The sequence below is a fragment of the Zoogloea sp. 1C4 genome (genome assembly GCF_009469605.1).
GTDB lineage: Bacteria > Pseudomonadota > Gammaproteobacteria > Burkholderiales > Rhodocyclaceae > Zoogloea > Zoogloea oryzae.
In genome coordinates this window covers 380,442-398,940 of sequence record NZ_SSXU01000002.1, presented here as the reverse complement: position 1 = coordinate 398,940, position 18,499 = coordinate 380,442, and the positions used below count along the sequence as shown (strand labels likewise).

Below are 18,499 nucleotides of genomic sequence, written 5' to 3'. Positions count from 1 at the left end.
ATCTGGCCAATAGCCGCAGCGACGGAACAGAATTCCGTTTCCAAGCGGCAAGGACTGGAGGAGACCCATGAGCAGACCGACCCACGGCGCCGGACACTCCGCGCGCACTTACCCCCCGCGCCCGCAGGCGGTGTATTTCTACGCCACCTGTCTGGTGGATCTTTTCGTGCCCGAGGCGGGCATGGACGCCATCACCCTGCTCGAGCGGGAAGGCATCCGGGTGATCTTCCCCGACAACCAGACCTGCTGCGGCCAGCCGGCCTTCACCAGCGGCTTTCCGGCCGAGGCGCGCGAAGTCGTCGCCGCCCAGCTCGATCTCTTCCCCGAGGACTACCCCATCGTGGTGCCCTCCGGCTCCTGCGCCGGGATGATCCGCTGGCACTGGGAGAAGGTCATCGGCGACGACGCCGGCCTTGCCGCCCGCGCCGCCGCCATCTCGGCCCGCACCTTCGAACTCGCCGAGTTCCTGGTGCATGTGCTGGACTTCAAGCGCCCCGACCAGGGCGAGCCGACCACCGTCGCGCTGCACACCTCCTGCTCGGCCCGCCGCGAGATGGGCACCCTGCTGGTGGGTCGCGAGCTGCTGTCGCGCCTGGGCAACGTCAGTCTGGCGATCCACGATCACGAATCCGAATGCTGCGGCTTCGGCGGCAGCTTCTCCCTCAAGCACCCCGACATCTCCACCGCGATGGTCACCGACAAGGTCGCCTCGCTGAAGGCCACCGGCGCCCGCCAGATGGTGACGGCCGACTGTGGCTGCATGCTCAACATCACCAAGCGCGCCGCCCTCGAAGACCAGAACGCCGGCCGCGCCGCGCCGTCGCTGCCGGGCGAGCACCTTGCCACCTTCCTGCTGCGCCGCACTGGAGGAAAGCAATCATGACCGCCCGCGACCGCATCCTCGCCAAGCTGCGCGGCGCCCAGCCGGCCACGCCGAACCCGCTGCCCAGCCTCGACGAACACTACGCGCCCCGCGCCCGCGGCGAATCCGTCGCCGAGCGCGCCGCCCGCTTCAAGGCCGGTATCGAGGCCTTCCACGCCGACGTCCACTTTTCCACCGACGCCGACTGGCCCGCGCTGCTGGCCCGGCTGTGCGTCGAGAAGGCCGTCGGCACCCTGCTCTACGGCGGTGACACCCCCGCCGGCCGCCGCCTGGACGCCGCCACCTTCGCCGGCACTACGCTGCGCCCGTGGGCTGGCCAGGTCGAGGAGATCAAGGCCGATCTGTTCCACCGCGTCGGCGCAGGCTTCACCCAGGCCCGCGGCGCCATCGCCGAAACCGGCAGCCTGATCCTGTGGCCGTCCGACGCCGAGCCGCGCACCCTGTCGCTGGTGCCGCCGGTGCACTTCGCGCTGCTCGACGCCCGCACCATCCAGCCCACCTTCTTTGACGCGATCCGTGCCGAAGGCTGGTCGGCCGGCATGCCCACCAACGCGCTGCTGATCTCCGGCCCGTCCAAGACCGCCGACATCCAGCAGACCCTCGCCTACGGCGCCCACGGCCCGAAGGAACTCATCGTGATCGTCACCCACGCCGAAGGAGAGCCCCAATGAGCGCCCCCAACGCCAGTGCCGACACCGGCAAGCCGATCGCCTTCGTCTCCGCCAAGCAGCTTCGGGAGCGGATGCACGATGCGGTGAACGACCCCCACCTGCGCAGCAGCTTCCGCGGCGCGATGGACTTCCTGATGGCCAAGCGCGCCGCCCAGTTCCCCGACGCGGACGAGCTGGATTCCCTGCGCAGCCTCTCCGAGGGCATCCGCCAGTACAGCCTCACCCGCCTGCCGGATCTGCTCGAACAGCTCGAAGCCAACCTCACCCGTAACGGCGTGAAGGTGCACTGGGCCGAGACGCCCGAAGAAGCCAACGCCATCATGCTCGGCATCGCCCAGCGCCATCAGGCCAGACTGATCGTCAAGGGCAAGTCGATGGTGAGCGAGGAGATCGAGTTCAACCACGCCATGGAAGCCGCCGGCGTGGGCGCCCTCGAATCCGACATGGGCGAATACATCGTCCAGCTGGCCGGCGAGAAGCCCTCGCACATCATCATGCCGGCGATCCACCAGACCAAGCAGCAGATCGCCAAGCTGTTCGCCGAGCACATCCCCGGCGTGAGCTACACCGACAACGTGGACGCGCTGATCCAGATCGGCCGCCGCGTGCTGCGCGAGAAGTTCGAGATCGCTGACATCGGCCTCTCCGGCGTCAATTTCGCGGTGGCCGAAACCGGCACCCTGTGCCTCGTCGAGAACGAAGGCAACGGCCGCATGTGCACCACGGTGCCCAAGGTGCACATCGCCATCACCGGCATCGAGAAGGTCGTCGAGAAGCTGGAGCACGTCGCGCCGCTGTTCTCCATCCTCACCCGCTCGGCCACCGGCCAGGCGGTGTCCACCTACTTCAACATGATCTCCGGCCCGCGCAAGGCCAATGAGAAGGACGGCCCCGAAGAGGTGCACCTTGTGCTCCTCGACAACGGCCGCTCCCAGGCCTACGCCGACGAACAGCTGCGCAAGACGCTGCAGTGCATTCGCTGCGGCGCCTGCATGAACCACTGCCCGGTCTACACCCGGATCGGCGGTCACGCCTATGGCACCACCTACCCCGGTCCCATCGGCAAGATCGTCTCGCCCCACATGATGGGGCTGGAGCAGACCCACCTGCTGCCCACCGCCTCCACCCTGTGCGGTGCCTGCGGCGAGGTCTGCCCGGTGAAGATCCCCATCCCCGAGCTGCTCATCCGCCTGCGGGGCGAAGCCCAGTCCGAACCCCACGCCAACCCGGCGATGGTCGGCCAGGGCGCGGGCTACAGCGGGCTGACCACCTTCGTCTGGCGGATGTGGGCCCGCGTGTACAGCCGCCCCGGCAGCTACCGGGCCTTCAGCTGGCTGGCGAGCCGCTTCCGCGCCCTTGCGCCGAAGAATCAGGCCGGCTGGACCGCCGCCCGCACGCCCCTGACACCCGCTCCGCGGCGCCTGAGGGACATGGTCCGCGACCGACGCTAGCGGCCTGATCCGCCCCGGGGCGACACCCGTCGCCCCGCCCCCAACCACGTACCGAATCAAACCTCATCCCTGACGGGAGGACCCGCCATGTCCGCTCTCATCGACGTCCTGCGCCAACGGCTGCCCGCCCACCGCGTGATTACCGACGAACTGCGCCGCCTTGCCTACGGCACCGACGGCAGCTTCTACCGCCTGATCCCCGAGGTCGTGGCGGTGGTGGAAGATGAAGACGAAGTCCGCGACGTGGTGGATCTGGCCCGCAACCACAACCGGCCCGTCACCTTCCGCGCCGCCGGCACCAGCCTGTGCGGGCAAGCCGTCACCGACGGTGTGCTGGTGCTGCTGGGCGAAGGCCTCGCCACCTGCCGCATCGCCCCGGACGGCGCCACCGTCAAGGTCGGCCCGGCGATTGTCGGCGCCGAAGTGAATCGCCGCCTGGCCCCGCTGGGCCGCAAGATCGGTCCCGACCCCGCGTCGATCAACGCCGCCAAGATCGGCGGGATCGCCGCCAACAACAGCTCCGGCATGTGCTGCGGCACCGCCCAGAACAGCTACCGCACGCTCGCCTCGATCCGCGTGCTGCTGGCCGACGGCACCGTGCTCGACACCGGCGACGCTGCCAGCCGCGCGGCCTTCCACGCCAGCCACGGCATGCTACTCGACAGCCTCGCCCGGCTCTCCGACGAAGTGCGCGCCAACCACGCCCTCGCCGAGCGCATCCGCACCAAATACAAGATCAAGAACACCACCGGCTACAGCCTCAACGCCCTGGTGGATTACTCCGACCCGATCGACATCCTGTCGCACCTGATGATCGGCTCGGAAGGCACCCTCGGCTTCATCTCCGAAGTCACCTACCAGACCGTGCCCGAATACGCCCACAAGGCCAGCGCCCTGGTGTTCTTCGCCGACATGGAAACCGCCTGCCGCGCGGTGGTCGGCCTCAAGCAGCAGCCGGTGGATGCGGTCGAGCTGCTCGACCGCGCCTCGCTGCGCGCCGTGGCCGACAAGCCCGGCATGCCCCCGCTCCTCAAGACCCTGGCCGACGGCGCCACCGCGCTGCTGATCGAAACCCGCGCGCCGGACGCCGCCGATCTCCAGCGCCGCATCGACGCGGTGCTGGCCGAGCTCGCCCAGTATCCGCTGATCGAGGCCCCCTCCTTCACCACCAACCCGGCCGAGATCGACCGCCTGTGGAACGTGCGCAAGGGCACCTTCCCGGCCGTGGGCGCGGTGCGCAAGCCCGGCACCACCGTCATCATCGAGGACGTGGCCGTGGCGGTGCCCGATCTCGCCGCCGCCTGCCTGGATCTGCAGGCGCTCTTTGCCAGGCACGGCTATACCGAGGCGATCATCTTCGGCCACGCGCTGGAGGGGAACGTCCACTTCGTATTCACCCAGGATTTCGGCATCGAGTCCGAAGTCGCCCGCTACGCCGCCTTCATGGACGACGTGTGCGCGATGCTGGTCGAGAAGTACGACGGCTCGCTGAAGGCCGAGCACGGCACCGGCCGCAACATGGCGCCCTTCGTCGAGCTGGAATGGGGCACCCAGGCCTACGGCCTGATGAAGGAGATCAAGGCCCTGTTCGACCCGGAAGGCCTGCTCAACCCCGGCGTGATCATCAACGACGATCCCCAGGCCCACCTCAAGCACCTCAAGCCCATGCCCGCCGCCGGCCAGCTCTACTCGCCGGTGGATCGCTGCATCGAATGCGGCTTCTGCGAGCCCCAGTGCCCGTCCCACGGCCTCACCCTGTCGCCGCGCCAGCGCATCGTCGGCTGGCGTGAGCTGTCGCGCCGACAGGCCGCCGGCGAGGCGCCGGGCCAGCTGGGCGAGGACTACCTCTACATGGGCCTCGACACCTGCGCCACCTGCGGGCTGTGCTCCACCGCCTGCCCGGTGGGCATCGAGACCGGCGCCCTGACCCGCGCCGTGCGCGGCGAGAACCTCTCCGGCGTGGCCCGCCAGCTGGGCAAGCTCGCTGCCGACCACTTCGGCGCCACCCAGGCACTGGCCCGCACCGCGCTCAAGGCCGGGCATCTGGCCGAAGCCATCATCGGGCCCAAGGCCCTGGGCCGGATCACCGGCGGCAAGTGGAAGGAAGGCATGCCCACGCCGCAGCCCCTCACCGCCCGCGCCACCCGCAGCGACGGCGACAAGGTGGTGTACTTCCCCACCTGCGCCGGCCGGATGTTTGGCGCCGACACGCCCGAGCACGCCCTCTCGGCCACCGTCATCCGCGTGCTGGAACGCGCCGGCTACGCCCCGATCATCCCCGAGGGCGTCAATGAGCTGTGCTGCGGCCAGTCCTTCGCCAGCAAGGGCATGGCCGATGACGCCGACCGCAAGTCGGCCGAACTCGAAGCCGCGCTGCGCAAAGCCAGCGACAACGGCAAGTACCCCATCGTGCTCGACGCCAGCGCCTGCAGCCTGCGCATGAAGACCTTCCTCGCCGAGCGCCTGCCGGTGTTCGACCTGGTGGAGTTTGCCCACGACGCGCTGCTGCCGCGCCTGATGCTGCAGAAGAAGTCCGACCCGGTGCTGATCCACCTCAACTGCTCGGCCCGCCGCATGGGCTTCGAGGGCAAGTTGAAGCAGCTCGCCGCCGCCTGCGCCGTGCAACCCGTGATGCCGCCCGAGGTGAAGTGCTGCGGCTTCGGCGGCGACCGGGGCTTCGTGGTGCCCGAACTCAACGCCTACGCCCTGCGCAAGCTCGAGGTGCCCGCCGGCTGCTGCGGCGGCTATTCGAGCAACCAGACCTGCGAGATCGGCCTCACCAACGCCACCGGCCTGCCCTACCGCTCCATCGTCCATCTGCTCGACGAATGCAGCGAGGAGGCCGCGCGCCTCGCCACCTGCTGATCCCCGACCACCGAAACCAACCGCCTCACCCCAAACAGAAACACCCCCGCATTCACCAAAGGAGGAATTACCGAATGCAAACCTGGATGCAGATTTACGACCCCGCGGGCAACCTATGGTTGTCCTCGCTGGTCGCCGCGCTGCCGATCATCTTCTTCTTCGTGGCCCTCGCGGTGCTGCGGATGAAGGGGCACATCGCCGGCACCATCACCGTCGCCATCGCCCTGGCGGTGGCCATCTTCTTCTACAAGATGCCGGTGGAAATGGCATTGGCGTCGGCCGGCTACGGCTTCCTGTACGGCCTGTGGCCAATCGCGTGGATCATCATCGCGGCGGTGTTCCTCTACAAGATCACCGTCAAGACCGGGCAGTTCGACATCATCCGGGCCTCGGTGGTGTCGATCACCGATGACCAGCGCCTGCAGATGCTGCTCGTCGGCTTCTCCTTCGGTGCCTTCCTGGAAGGCGCGGCCGGCTTCGGCGCCCCGGTGGCGATCACCGCTGCGCTGCTGGTGGGCCTGGGCTTCAACCCCCTGTACGCCGCGGGCCTGTGCCTCATCGCCAACACCGCGCCGGTGGCCTTCGGCGCCATGGGCATCCCCATCATCGTCGGTGGTCAGGTGACCGGCATCGACCCGTTCAAGATCGGCCAGATGGCCGGCCGTCAGCTGCCGCTGCTGTCGGTGATCGTCCCGTTCTGGCTCGTCGCCATGATGGACGGCTGGCGCGGCATCAAGGAAACCTGGCCGGCGATCATCGTGGCCGGCCTGAGCTTCGCCGTCACCCAGTTCTTCACCGCCAACTACATCGGACCGGAGCTGCCGGACATCACCTCCGCGCTGGTCAGCCTGATCTGCCTCACCGTGTTCCTGAAGAACTGGAAGCCGAAGCGCATCTTCCGCTTCGACAAGCAGGCCCACGCCGATCGCCCCGCCGAGAAGCACTATGAGTTCGGCCAGATCGCCAAGGCCTGGTCGCCCTTCCTGATCCTGACCGTCATGGTCACCATCTGGAGCCTCAAGCCCTTCAAGGCCCTGTTCGCCAAGGACGGCCCGCTGTATTCGCTGGTGTTCCAGTTCCCGGTGCCGATGCTCGACAAGCTGGTCATCAAGATGGAACCCATCGTCGCCAAGGCCACGCCTTACGCCGCGGTGTACAAGCTCGACATCCTCTCCGCCACCGGCACCGCGATCTTCCTGGCCGCGCTGATCACCATGGTCGTGCTCGGCATGCGCACCAGCGAAGCCGCCAAGACCCTGAAGGAAACCGTGATCGAGCTGAAGCGCCCGATCTACTCCATCGGGATGGTGCTGGCCTTCGCCTTCGTGGCCAACTACTCCGGACTCTCCGCCACCCTGGCGCTGCTGCTTGCCGGCACCGGCGTGCTGTTCCCGTTCTTCTCGCCGTTCCTGGGCTGGCTTGGCGTGTTCCTGACCGGTTCCGATACGTCGTCCAACGCGCTGTTCTGCTCGCTGCAGGCCACCACCGCGCACCAGGTCGGCGTCTCCGACACCCTGCTGGTGGCAGCCAACACCACCGGCGGCGTCACCGGCAAGATGATCTCTCCGCAGTCCATCGCCGTCGCCTGCGCGGCCGTCGGCCTGGTGGGCAAGGAATCGGATCTGTTCCGCTTCACCCTCAAGCACAGCCTGATGTTTGCCGCCATGGTGGGCATCATCACCACGCTGCAGGCCTACGTGTTCACCTGGATGATCCCGTAAGCACAGCACCACAAGTTTCAGGATGGGGATTGCGTTCCCCTGGGAGCCTCGACGGCGGCCGGAGAAATCCGGTCGCCGTTTTTTTAATGAAGCGCGCCCGGATCGCATGGTCCCCCGGTCGCCCGGCGCGACGTGTCGCCGCCTAGCCTTCACCCGCGGGCGGTTCGTCGTAGTACGCCCGGCTGAAGAACACACCGAGCATTGCGCTCACCACGCCCTGTAGCAGGACCAGCCACGGCCGGGATTCTGTCAGCATCACCCAGGCATCGCGTTGCGCGTCGAACGCGCTGCCCAACCCAGGCGCGAACACGGTCATCACGAGCGCAAGAATGTAGGCCAGGCAGCAGAATCGGGTGAGCCTGAACAGCGCCCCATCCACCACGCGCCGGTCGGCACGGACACCTGCGTTGGCGACGATGGCGCCAACAATGAGGGTGGAAATCGGCCACACGAGCGTGCCGTACCATTCCATCACCTCGTTCTTGTGGCCATCGTAGACCGTGGAAAAAAGCGTCTGCGCCATCAGCACGAAAAAGATGAAGAGCGCGGGAGAGAACCACAGCACCGCAAGCCCGTACTGGGCACGACGAAGCGGTATGGGGGCGGGATCCAGGCTCAATTCGGCACCTCAAGGTCACGGTTCATCGCGATTGGGGGATGGGTCGGGATGTCACCGGCCAGCCTGGACAATCCAGACCACAGGCCGGCCTTCTCGAGGTGGGTCTCACAGGCGAGCTTGCCCGGCAGCAAGGCCTTCACGTTACGGCTTCCGTAGGTCTTGAACTCATAGACCAGAACGCTCATCCGGTGCCGGGCGGTCACCCGTCTGACAGCCTGCGCATCCGTGAGCCCGGCAGCCCCCCGCACGAACCACCCCTTGGCATCACCGTAGGACGGCTCATTCCCCGTCGGCGAATGCTCGTCGGTGGTCACCACGAAGATGAACATCCGGTAAAGCCCCGAGGGTGCGCCTGTCATGCCTTTGAGCACCTTCGTGAAAAACGAATCGCCCGCTCCGGGCGACTCCACATTCCAGCGCACCGACGCAGCCTTGGGGGCACCGTCGGCTTCGATCTGCTCGACGCGCGTCACCAGGGCGAAGCCTTCCGGGACCGGGAAATAGCTCCGCTCGAGATATCCCGCGGCGGTCATCGCGGCCTGGACTTGACCGGCCACATCGCCCAGCGTGAGGCCGCGCCGCTGGGCCCAGGCCCCCGTCCGGTTCGGCAGCACGAGGCGGCCGGACGGCGCAGGAAGCGGCCAGCTCAGGCCGGGCACGTCCTGAACCCAGCGCTGCAGCGCGGCGGGCGTCTTGCCAGGTTCATCGGACTCGGGCAGCGTATTCATCCTGCCTTTGCCGGACAGCGCGAACCGGCTGCCCAGCAGGCCGCCCAATGCAGAACCCGGATCTTCAATCCGGAAAACGATTCCATCGGACTCCAGACTCACCCCTGTGACCGTGGGTGCAAGCGGCACGGCCATCGGGACCGCGCCGCGCACCGCCGCCGATCGAGGCTTGACATCCGTGCCGGGCGACTCGGGAACAGCCTGCGTCTGGCCACCGTCACCAACCACGCTGGGCGCGCGACCGGCTTCCGCGGCGACCGGCGGGCGTGTCGGCGTTTCTGCGCACCCGGCGAGGACCGCAACCACGGATGCCAGCGCAGCCCACCTCATCACGATAACAATCGACGGCTCACGACACATGATGCACTTTCGCTCGATGACAAGGCTGGGCCCCCACAGGGCAAACCACCCGAAGATGCCGGAATTCAATTTATCGTCCAAGTCTAGCAGGGCTATGTAAAAGCAAGAATCCGGCCCCAAGAAATATGACGGCCTCCCGGAGTGGCCTGAATGCGAATTCCTGGGGCGGCAGGGCCAACGGTGGCAGCACCTTTCTTCATCCCGCTACGGCAAGGCGGCGCCCCGCCGGTCGTCGCCCCATCCGGCCACTTCGCCGGGCTAAACCTTGCTGGATAGCCCGCCGATACAGCAAGATGTTGAGACTCGTCCCCCCGGCGCGGCGGTCCGCCAAACCGCGATCCGGTTCAGCCCTGGGAGATTTCATGATTCTGTTCCGCCCTCCCCGCAACGCGGCTGCTTGCCCGCGACGGGCATCTACCTGAACCCGACATGCAATCCATCGATATCTTTCCGTGGAACGATAGTTTCGAGACGGGGCTGACCGACATCGATCAGCAGCACCGTCAACTCGTCGCGCTCCTCAATCTGCTGGCCAGTCAGGTCGCCTACAAAAGCGACGGCGTCCAGCTCAGGCACATCCTCGACGAGCTGATGCGCTACACCGTGTATCACTTCCAGGCCGAAGAGCACATCTGGCACAGCCATGTGGCCGGAACCGAGGAGGAGATCCGTCACCGGCAGGTGCATGCCGGCTTCATCGACACCATCCGCGGCCTCATCGATCAACAGTCGGTCAGGCCCCTCGACGAGCTGGTGCAGGAAACCCTCGCGTTTCTCGCCAGCTGGCTCGCATCGCACATCCTCGAATCCGACAAGCGCATGGCCTTCACCGTCGAGGCGATCCAAGCCGGCCTGCCGCCCGATCAGGCCCGACGTCAGGCCGCCGAGCGGATGAGCGGTGAAACGCAGACGTGGATCAACCTGATCCTGACCATCTACCGCACCCTGGCGACCAACACCGTCAACCTGATGCGCGAGATCGCCCGACACAAGGTGGTCAACGACGCCCTGAGCGCCAGCGAAGTGCGCTATCACGCCACCATCGACGCGGCGCCGGTGCCGATGGCGCTGAACGACGACAGCGGGAACATCACCTACCTCAATGCGGCCTTCACCCACGCCTTCGGCTACACACACGACGACATCCCGACGCTCCAGGCGTGGTGGAACCACGCCTACCCCGATCCGGACTATTGCCGGCACGTCATCACAGCCTGGACGGAGCGGCTGGAAAAATCGAGACGTGACGGTACGGCGTTTGTGCCCCTGGAGGTCCGGCTGCTGACCAAGGATGGCCGCCAGCGCACCGTGATGGCCTCGGCGTCGTCGCTCAATGCCGTGGCGGACAGCCTCCACCTCGTCACGCTGTACGACATCACTGAACGGGAGCAGGCCGAACAGCAGCTGCGCGAATCCCATCTCCTCCTGCAGACCGTCATCAACAACGTGCCGATGCGGGTGTTCTGGAAGGACCGGGACCTGCGCTACCTGGGCTGCAATCCGCCGTTTGCCCGCGACGCCGGCAAGTCATCGCCCGAAGAGCTCCTCGGCAAGGACGACTACCAGATGGGCTGGTCAGCGCAGGCCGGCCTGTACCAGGCCGACGACCGCTCGGTCATGGATTCGGGCCACGCCAAGCTGTCCTACGAAGAACCCCAGACCACCCCGGACGGCGCCACGATCTGGCTGCAGACCGCCAAGGTGCCGCTGCGCAACGTGGCCAACGAGATCATCGGGATCGTCGGGGTCTACGACGACATCACCGAACGCAAGCTCGCGCAGGATTCCCTCCGGCAGAGTCAGGAGCGCCTGCGCCTCGCCCTCAGCGCGGCCCGCCAGGAATGGTTCGATGTCACCGTGGAGACCGGCGAGGTCAATGTCGGCCCGACCTACGCCCAGCTGCTGGGTTACGAGCCAGACGAGTTCGAGACCAATCTGGACAACTGGCTGGCCCACGTCCACCCGGACGACCGGCCCGGCCTGCTGGCGCTGTTCGCCGATGGACACCCCACCGACCAGACCGTCGAAGTGGAATATCGGCGCATGACGAAATCCGGCGACTGGATCTGGTTCCACGCGGTGGGCAAGGTGATCGAGCGCGACGCCCGCGGCTATCCCAACCGGATCGCCGGCATCAACATGGACGTGACCGAACGCAAGCGCGCCGAGGAAGAACTGGCCCGCCATCGCCAGAACCTCGAAAACCTCGTCGAGGAACGCACCCAGCAGCTCATGGAGGCCAAGTCCGCGGCCGAAGCGGCCAACGTCGCCAAGAGCGCCTTCCTCGCCAACATGTCCCACGAGATCCGCACCCCCCTCAACGCGATCACCGGCCTCGCCCACCTCATCCGCAAGGGCGGCCTGGCGCCGGATCAGATCGAACACATGAACAAGCTGGAGGGCGCGGGCGAACACCTCCTGAGCGTGCTCAACGCCATTCTCGACCTCTCCAAGATCGAGGCCGGCAAGTTCTCGCTCGAAGAGCGCGACGTATGGATCGAAGGCCTCGTCGGCAACGTGAGCTCGATCGTCCGGGAGCGCGCCAACGGCAAGGGCCTGACGTTCACCACCGAGGTGGACCGTTTTCCCGATGGCCTGCTCGGCGATCCGACCCGCATTCAGCAGGCCCTGCTCAACTACGCGATCAACGCCATCAAATTCACCGACCACGGCCATGTCACCCTGCGCGCGAAGCGGATCGGCGACGACGCCCTCGGCACGCTCGTCCGCTTCGAGGTCGAGGACACCGGGATCGGCGTCGCACCAGACACCCTCGCCCGCCTCTTCGCCGCGTTCGAGCAGGCCGACTCCACCACCACCCGCCAGTACGGCGGAACAGGCCTCGGCCTCGCCATCACGAAGCGGCTCGCCGCGCTGATGGGCGGCGAGGTAGGCGCATCGAGCACCCCCGGCGCAGGCAGCACCTTCTGGTTCACCGTCAGGCTCAAGCAGGGGACGCCCGAAGTCCGTCGTGCCACCACCGCCTCCCCGCAGGACGCCGAGACGATCCTGAAGCAGCGGTTTGCCGGCACCCGCATCCTCCTTGCCGAGGACGAGCCGATCAATCAGGAGATCACCCAGGCGCTGCTCGAAGACGTGGGCCTGTCGGTCGACTTCGCCGACGACGGCCTCGAAGCGATTCAGCGTGTCGAAACCCAGGCTTACGCATTGATCCTCATGGACATGCAGATGCCAAAGATGGATGGCCTCGACGCAACGCGGCGCATTCGTCAGATGCCCGGAAACCAGCGCACCCCCATTCTGGCCATGACCGCCAACGCCTTTGCCGAAGACAAGGCCCGCTGCCTGGAAGCCGGCATGGACGACTTCATCACCAAGCCGGTCGTCCCGGAACGGCTCTACGCCGCGCTGGCAGAGTGGCTCATGAAGACCTGAAGGACGGCGGAGACGACGACGGGCGCATCCCGCCCCTGCTAAGCGCAGCTGGAAAGGCCGCCGGCCCCCTTCTCGCCGTGATGCTGCCGCTTGACCCGGTACATCCGGCGGTCGGCGGTCTCGAGCAGATGATCCACGTCCAGCCCATCCGCCGGCAGCGTGGCCATGCCGACGCTCGCGCTCAGGGCGTACGAATGGCCTTCGAACTGCAGTGGCCGCGCGATCTCATCCTCGATCCGGTGCATCAGCATCTCTCCCCCGTCGGGCAGATCGACCGGCGAGAAGATCATCCCGAACTCGTCGCCCCCGAGGCGGGCAACAGTGTCGGATTCCCGCGCACAGGCGGTGAGGCGACGGGCGACCTCCATGATCGCGGCGTCCCCCACCCGATGCCCGTAGGAATCGTTGAGGTGTTTCAGCCCGTCCATGTCGATCATCAGCACGCTGGCCGGGCGCTTGTCCCGCCGGTGCAGCGCCAGCGTATTGCGCAGCCGCTCGATGTAGAACGCCCGGTTGGCCAGCCCCGTCATGGCGTCGTGGGTGGCCTTGTAGAACAGCTCATCGACGTTGTACTTCGCTGCGAAATACATCACTGCGCCCACCACCTCCGACAGCAGACGCAGCGCCCGCACGTCCACATCGCGGAACTTGTCCGGCTGCCGCGACATCGCCTTCAGCACGCCGACGGTCTCGCCTTCATGCCGGAGCGGCACCACGATCATCGACCGCAGGCCCACCGCACGGCACGCGTCCCGGTCGACCCGCGGATCGCTCTCCGAATCCCGGCAATGCAGGATCTCGCCGGATCGCACGCACAGGCCGGACAAGCTCTCCCCTGCCTTCAAGCGCAAACCCAACTGGCTGGCGGCGATGCCCGCGCCGGCCCGATAGACCATCTCGTCGCCATCGGCGAGCTCGATGGCCGCACCATCCGCCTCGATCAACCCCAGCGTACGCTCGACCACCAGGGCCATCGTTGCGGTCAGATCCAGCCCAAGCCGGGCGATCTCGGCCTGGATGGCAATGATGTCCAGCAGCTGCTCTTTTGAAGGCATGCGCAATCTCTCGACGGCAAGGCTTTTCGTATGAAAACTATACACCTTTAGTCATAGAGGGTACTTGATAAGTCTCTAATGTGTCAGGGATTCACGACAGATCCCGTATCTGCGCCGCAGGCCTCGGCGGCGCGCCCTGAAGGGCGATCGCGTCCGAAAGATCCGGCGCGAAACACATTCCATCTTGCTATCCCGATGGTCTGCTCCTATACCTGATCCAGCGGACAGACCGCCGCAATCCGAACTCCCCACCCGGCGATCGCGCCGCGCCCAGCGTCATCCAACCCCAGCCAAGGAAGACCGCCATGAGCATTTACTGGAGCACAGCCGAACTCGACCGTGACCACAAGACGCCGACCATCCTCGCCATCGGCGATTCGTGGTTCTGGTACCCCTTTCCGGGCGGCAGCCTCACCAGCTACCTGGGCCCCATCGTCGACAGCAAGGAGCACGTCATCCTTGCCAAGGGAATGAACGGCGCCGAAGCCTTCGACTACGTGGATGGCAAGTACCGCAAGGACGTGATCCACGCGCTCCATTTCTACGGATCGGGCCTGTCCGCGGTGTTCATCAGCGGCGGGGGCAACGACTTCGCAGGCTTCAACGATATGCGCCCCCTGCTGAGGTTGGACTGCACCGATGCCACCACCGCAGCAGACTGCTTCAAGTCAGGCGACGGCGGTCTGTCGGACTTTCTGGAGCGCATGGAGCTCTACTACCGAACCCTTATCGGTCGCATCTACACCTACACCTCCCTCGACTGCCACATCATCACCCACAGCTACGACTACGCGATTCCCGACGGACGTGGGGTGCTCGGAAAAGCCGGTTGGCTCAAGCAGGCGCTGGTAGATGCGGGCGTCCCCGTGCATCTGCAGCAGGATTGCGTGCATTACCTGATCGATGAATTCCACAAGATGCTCGAACGCGTCTGCGCCATGGACAAGGCGCACCTGCTCATCGTCGACAGCCGCGGCACCCTCGGCCCCGACGACTGGGCCAACGAACTTCACCCCAAGGGCGAGGGCTTCAGGAAGATCGCAGAGGAACGCTGGACGCCCGTACTGCAGGCAGCAAACCTGGCCTGAGAAGACCGGGCGGGATGAACGACAACGGCGACCGAGGGTGATCCGGTCGCCGTTCTTCATCGCGGGGCACGCCGTGGCCCTGCGCTTGCAGCCCCGCCGGGCTTATCGCACCAGCCGGCAGGCCTCAGCGCCCCGGCTGCACCACGATCACCCCCATCCCCACCAGCGCGATCACCGCGCCCGCGACATCCCAGCGCGTCAGCGCGACGCCATCCACAAAGCGCAGCCACAGCAGCGCAACGCCGATGTACATGCCGCCATAGGCGGCGTAGGTGCGGCCGGCGGCGGTGGGGTGGAGGGTGAGCAGCCATGCAAACAGGCCAAGGGAAAGCGCCGCGGGCAGGAGCAGGAATGCGCTCCTGCCCTGCCGCAGCACAAGCCACGGCAGGTAGCAGCCGACGATCTCGGCAAGGGCGGTGATGGCGAAGAGAGCGCTTGCGCGTAGCAGGTCCATGGTGATCTCCGGTTGGTTGCCGGAGGCATTCTGGCATGACGAGGTGGGACGCCCCGCCTTGCGCTGGATGCGCGCCGGCCCAGGTGAAGGCCCGGGCAGCGCGCGAGCGCTTATTTGGTCGCGTCGGGCTTGCTGCGGCGCACCGGCTTGCGGTCGGATTTCTTCTTGAGGCCCACGGCGACGACTTCATCGGCATCTTCGCCGTAGATGGCAACCACCTGCTTGCGGGAGCCGACCACGGAACTGTGGAACTTGTGCTGGAAGCGGATGGTGGTATCACGGGCGGCTTCGAGGGCCTTCTCGATGCCGGATTCGACCTCCTGAGCGGCTTTGTATTCCTTGAAGTTGGCCTCGACGATTTCGAGGGTGTATTCCTTGTTGGGCGGGTTGTAGCCTTCGATGGTTCGCAGCCCATAGAGTGCGTCTTCATCTTCGAGGAGCACGGTGGTGGAGATGCGTTTGAGTGCAGAGCTGGACATGAGCGTTTCCTGACGAAAGGATTGATCGGATGGATGTGACGCCACGTGTTCAATCATACAGGCCTGCGATTCAACAATAAATATGCCATTCGATATAGAAGACGCCTGCCAGCCATGGGGCGCGGCGCCTCCCGCGGTGCGCGGCTGGCAGTTGCGTGACGGGCGGCGGGCAGGGGGCATGGCGAAGGATCGCGTCTCGGCGCTGGCGGGGTTTGCCCATCGTCTCCGGCGGGCTGCCGATCCCCACTGCCCACCATGGATTGGCACCATGTGGCGCGCGAACCCCGGTTTTCGGGGCGAGATTGGCAATCTGCGGCGTGAAAATGCCAATCTGCGCCGTGCGATTGCCAATCTCACCGTGAGATTTGAGTTCTTCGGTCGGCGATTGCCAATTGACGGGCTGCGATTGCCAATCGCGGCGCCCGATTGGCAATCGCAGCCCGTAAACTGACAATATGTCATGCCGATTCCGATTGTCAGCTGGCGCGATCCCGGTGCGCCGGCCCAAGCGCAATCCGCCAGCACCCCATGGCCTCCGCCGCGCAGCGCACGGCGCTGACCCGGCAGCACGCGTCAATCCGCCGGCCCACATTCAGCCTGTGGAACAATCGCGTCCTTTCTTTCGCCTCGCGCTTCCGGCCTTCGATCCGCAATGGTGGCTCCCTACGTGATTCCTCCCGCCTCCACCCAGCTCCTGCTGTGCATCGCCGCCGACTGGGATTCGCCCGCTGGCGAGCTGCAGTGCTTCACCCGCAGCGCTGACGGCAACTGGCAGCCGGCCTCTGCTCCGCGGCCGGTGATGCTGGGGCGCAGCGGCCTGGCGTGGGGGCGCGGGCTGCATCCGCTGATGGCCGGCACGGCCAAGCAGGAAGGCGACGGACGGGCGCCGGCGGGGGTGTTTGCGATCACCGCGCTGTTTGGCTACGCGCCCGCCGACGCCCCCCTGCCCCGCGCCGCCCGCCTGCCCTATCACCCGGCCCGGCCGGGGCTGAAGTGCGTGGATGATCCGGCGTCCGGCCACTACAACTGCATCGTGGATGCCGCACGCGTGCCCGGCGACTGGGCGAGCTGCGAAGACATGCTGCGGGACGATCTGCGCTATGAACTGGGCGCGGTGGTGGCCCACAACATGGACCCGCCGGCGCCGGGGGCAGGCTCGTGCATCTTCCTGCATGTGTGGGAGACGCCGGAGACGCCTACCTCGGGCTGCACCGCCATGGCGCTGGCCCCCATGCAGGAGATCGCCCGGTGGCTGGACGCTGCCCGGGCGCCGGTGCTGGTGCAACTGCCCGAATCCGAATACGCCCGCCACCAGCAGGCGTGGGGGCTGCCCCGGCGGTGACACCGGCCGGCTGCGCCGATAGACTCACCGCCTTTCCATCCTTCATCGGCCCCGCCATCCAATGGGCGCGGCCGGCCCTGCCATCGTGCTCAACCGCGTCTGGGTTGCCTTCGTGCTGGTCGGATTCCTCGCGACGCTGGCGCAGACCGTGCAGGGCGATCTGCAGCTGTTCTCCCGCGTGCTCACCGGGCTGTTCGACACCGCTAAAACAGGCTTCGACATCGCCATCGGGCTGGTGGGGGTGATGAGCCTGTGGCTGGGGGTGATGAAGATTGGCGAGAAGGGCGGGCTGATCCAGCTCTTCGGGCGGCTGGTGGCGCCCTTCTTCCGGCGCGTGTTTCCGGATATTCCCGCCGGTCACCCGGCGAGCGGCAGCATCGTGATGAACGTGAGCGCCAACATGCTGGGGTTGGATAACGCCGCCACGCCCCTGGGTTTGAAGGCGATGCGCGAGCTGCAGGAGATCAACCCGCACAAGGACACCGCCAGCAACCCGATGATCATGTTCCTGGTGCTCAACACGGCGGGCATCACGCTGATCCCCACCTCGGTGATCGCGATCCGCCAGAGCATGGCGGTGCAGCAGGGGCTGGTGGGCTTCAACGCGGCGGACATCTTCCTGCCCACGCTGCTGTCCACCTTCATCTCATTCTGCGCGGGGCTGATTGCGGTGGCCGCGTGGCAGCGCATCAACCTGCTGTCGGGCCCGGTGCTGGCGTTCTTTGCCGGCTTTGCGGCGCTCATGGGCGGGCTCTACGCGTGGCTCGCGCCCATGCCGCCGGAGACCATGGCGCAGATGATCGGCTTGCTGGGCAGCGGCATCATCGTGTCGATCATCGTGCTCTTCGTGGGCGTGGCGGCGCTGCGCGGCGTGGATGTGTACGAGAGCTTCGTGGAGGGCGCGAAGGAAGGTTTCGGGGTGGCGGTGCAGATCATCCCCTACCTGATCGCCATGCTGGTGGCGATCTCGATCTTTCGCACCAGCGGCTGCATGGGCTATCTGGTGGACGGCATCCGCAGCGCGGTGATCGCCCTCGGGCTCAACGCCGACTTTGTTCCGGCGCTGCCGGTGGGGCTGATGAAGACCCTATCGGGCAGCGGCGCCCGCGGATTGATGGTGGACGTGATGACCACCTATGGCGTGGATTCCTTCCAGGGCAAGCTCGCGGCGATCATCCAGGGCTCCACCGAGACCACCTTCTACGTGCTGGCGGTTTATTTTGGCAGCGTGAACATCACCAAGACCCGCTACGCGGTGGCCTGCGGGCTGATCGCCGACTTCGTGGGGCTGATCGGGGCAATTCTGGTGGGCTATCTGTTCTACCACGGGGGCTGAGATTCGTGCCGGCGGCGTGAGCTGATACACGCTCGTCGCCCCATCCACCCC

General features: G+C 66.5%; 15 protein-coding genes. 10 read left to right on the top strand and 5 right to left on the bottom strand.

Annotation, left to right across the window (positions count from 1 at the left end; translation table 11 throughout):
- The first annotated feature begins 67 nt into the window (after positions 1-67).
- The 5 genes from GH681_RS04330 (at position 68) to lldP (ending at position 7,591) form a co-directional block, all read left to right on the top strand.
- A complete protein-coding gene (locus GH681_RS04330) occupies positions 68-883 on the top strand; it encodes a (Fe-S)-binding protein (protein ID WP_153160200.1) in 816 nt (271 codons plus the stop codon).
- Entirely contained in the window at positions 880-1,554 is a 675-nt protein-coding gene (locus GH681_RS04325; RefSeq protein WP_153160199.1) for a lactate utilization protein, read from the top strand. The genes GH681_RS04330 and GH681_RS04325 overlap by 4 nt, the downstream gene beginning before the upstream one ends.
- Positions 1,551-3,005: a LutB/LldF family L-lactate oxidation iron-sulfur protein gene (locus GH681_RS04320; protein ID WP_153160198.1), complete on the top strand. Its 1,455-nt coding sequence runs from the start codon at positions 1,551-1,553 to the stop codon at positions 3,003-3,005. Before GH681_RS04325 ends, GH681_RS04320 begins: the two co-directional genes overlap by 4 nt.
- Positions 3,006-3,092: 87 nt before the next feature.
- Positions 3,093-5,870: an FAD-binding and (Fe-S)-binding domain-containing protein gene (locus GH681_RS04315; RefSeq protein WP_153160197.1), complete on the top strand. Its 2,778-nt coding sequence runs from the start codon at positions 3,093-3,095 to the stop codon at positions 5,868-5,870.
- Between the two features lie 74 nt (positions 5,871-5,944).
- Positions 5,945-7,591, top strand: coding sequence for an L-lactate permease (gene lldP, locus GH681_RS04310; RefSeq protein WP_153160195.1), 1,647 nt, complete (start codon positions 5,945-5,947; stop codon positions 7,589-7,591).
- Positions 7,592-7,733: 142 nt separating this feature from the next.
- Here the strand turns inward: lldP and GH681_RS04305 are convergent, their stop codons facing one another.
- Positions 7,734-8,210 (bottom strand): hypothetical protein, encoded by a 477-nt coding sequence (locus tag GH681_RS04305; RefSeq protein ID WP_153160193.1) that lies wholly within the window; start codon positions 8,208-8,210, stop codon positions 7,734-7,736.
- Positions 8,207-9,367, bottom strand: a complete 1,161-nt coding sequence (locus GH681_RS04300) for a hypothetical protein (RefSeq protein WP_153160192.1) — start codon at positions 9,365-9,367, stop codon at positions 8,207-8,209. Before GH681_RS04300 ends, GH681_RS04305 begins: the two co-directional genes overlap by 4 nt.
- Before the next feature lie 360 nt (positions 9,368-9,727).
- On the opposite strand from GH681_RS04300, the gene GH681_RS04295 reads away from it, so the two are divergent.
- Positions 9,728-12,694: a bacteriohemerythrin gene (locus tag GH681_RS04295; protein WP_153160190.1), complete on the top strand. Its 2,967-nt coding sequence runs from the start codon at positions 9,728-9,730 to the stop codon at positions 12,692-12,694.
- A 38-nt stretch (positions 12,695-12,732) separates the two neighbouring features.
- Here the strand turns inward: GH681_RS04295 and GH681_RS04290 are convergent, their stop codons facing one another.
- Positions 12,733-13,749 carry a sensor domain-containing diguanylate cyclase gene (locus tag GH681_RS04290; RefSeq protein WP_153160188.1) on the bottom strand — a complete coding sequence of 339 codons (1,017 nt, stop codon included), beginning with the start codon at positions 13,747-13,749 and terminating at the stop codon, positions 12,733-12,735.
- A 305-nt stretch (positions 13,750-14,054) separates the two neighbouring features.
- Between GH681_RS04290 and GH681_RS04285 the strand changes: the two genes are divergently transcribed.
- Positions 14,055-14,837 carry an SGNH/GDSL hydrolase family protein gene (locus tag GH681_RS04285; protein WP_153160186.1) on the top strand — a complete coding sequence of 261 codons (783 nt, stop codon included), beginning with the start codon at positions 14,055-14,057 and terminating at the stop codon, positions 14,835-14,837.
- Between the two features lie 124 nt (positions 14,838-14,961).
- Here the strand turns inward: GH681_RS04285 and GH681_RS04280 are convergent, their stop codons facing one another.
- Both GH681_RS04280 and GH681_RS04275 read right to left on the bottom strand, forming a co-directional pair.
- Positions 14,962-15,291 carry a YnfA family protein gene (locus GH681_RS04280; RefSeq protein WP_153160184.1) on the bottom strand — a complete coding sequence of 110 codons (330 nt, stop codon included), beginning with the start codon at positions 15,289-15,291 and terminating at the stop codon, positions 14,962-14,964.
- A gap of 110 nt (positions 15,292-15,401) precedes the next feature.
- Positions 15,402-15,770 (bottom strand): hypothetical protein, encoded by a 369-nt coding sequence (locus GH681_RS04275; protein ID WP_153160182.1) that lies wholly within the window; start codon positions 15,768-15,770, stop codon positions 15,402-15,404.
- Positions 15,771-15,948: 178 nt separating this feature from the next.
- Between GH681_RS04275 and GH681_RS04270 the strand changes: the two genes are divergently transcribed.
- The 3 genes from GH681_RS04270 to GH681_RS04260 all read left to right on the top strand — a co-directional run bounded on the left by GH681_RS04270 (position 15,949) and on the right by GH681_RS04260 (position 18,448).
- Entirely contained in the window at positions 15,949-16,221 is a 273-nt protein-coding gene (locus tag GH681_RS04270) for a hypothetical protein (RefSeq protein WP_153160181.1), read from the top strand.
- 201 nt (positions 16,222-16,422) lie between these two features.
- Positions 16,423-17,112: a L,D-transpeptidase gene (locus GH681_RS04265; RefSeq protein ID WP_153160179.1), complete on the top strand. Its 690-nt coding sequence runs from the start codon at positions 16,423-16,425 to the stop codon at positions 17,110-17,112.
- An 85-nt stretch (positions 17,113-17,197) separates the two neighbouring features.
- A complete protein-coding gene (locus tag GH681_RS04260) occupies positions 17,198-18,448 on the top strand; it encodes a nucleoside recognition domain-containing protein (protein WP_228111770.1) in 1,251 nt (416 codons plus the stop codon).
- Positions 18,449-18,499: the final 51 nt, after the last annotated feature.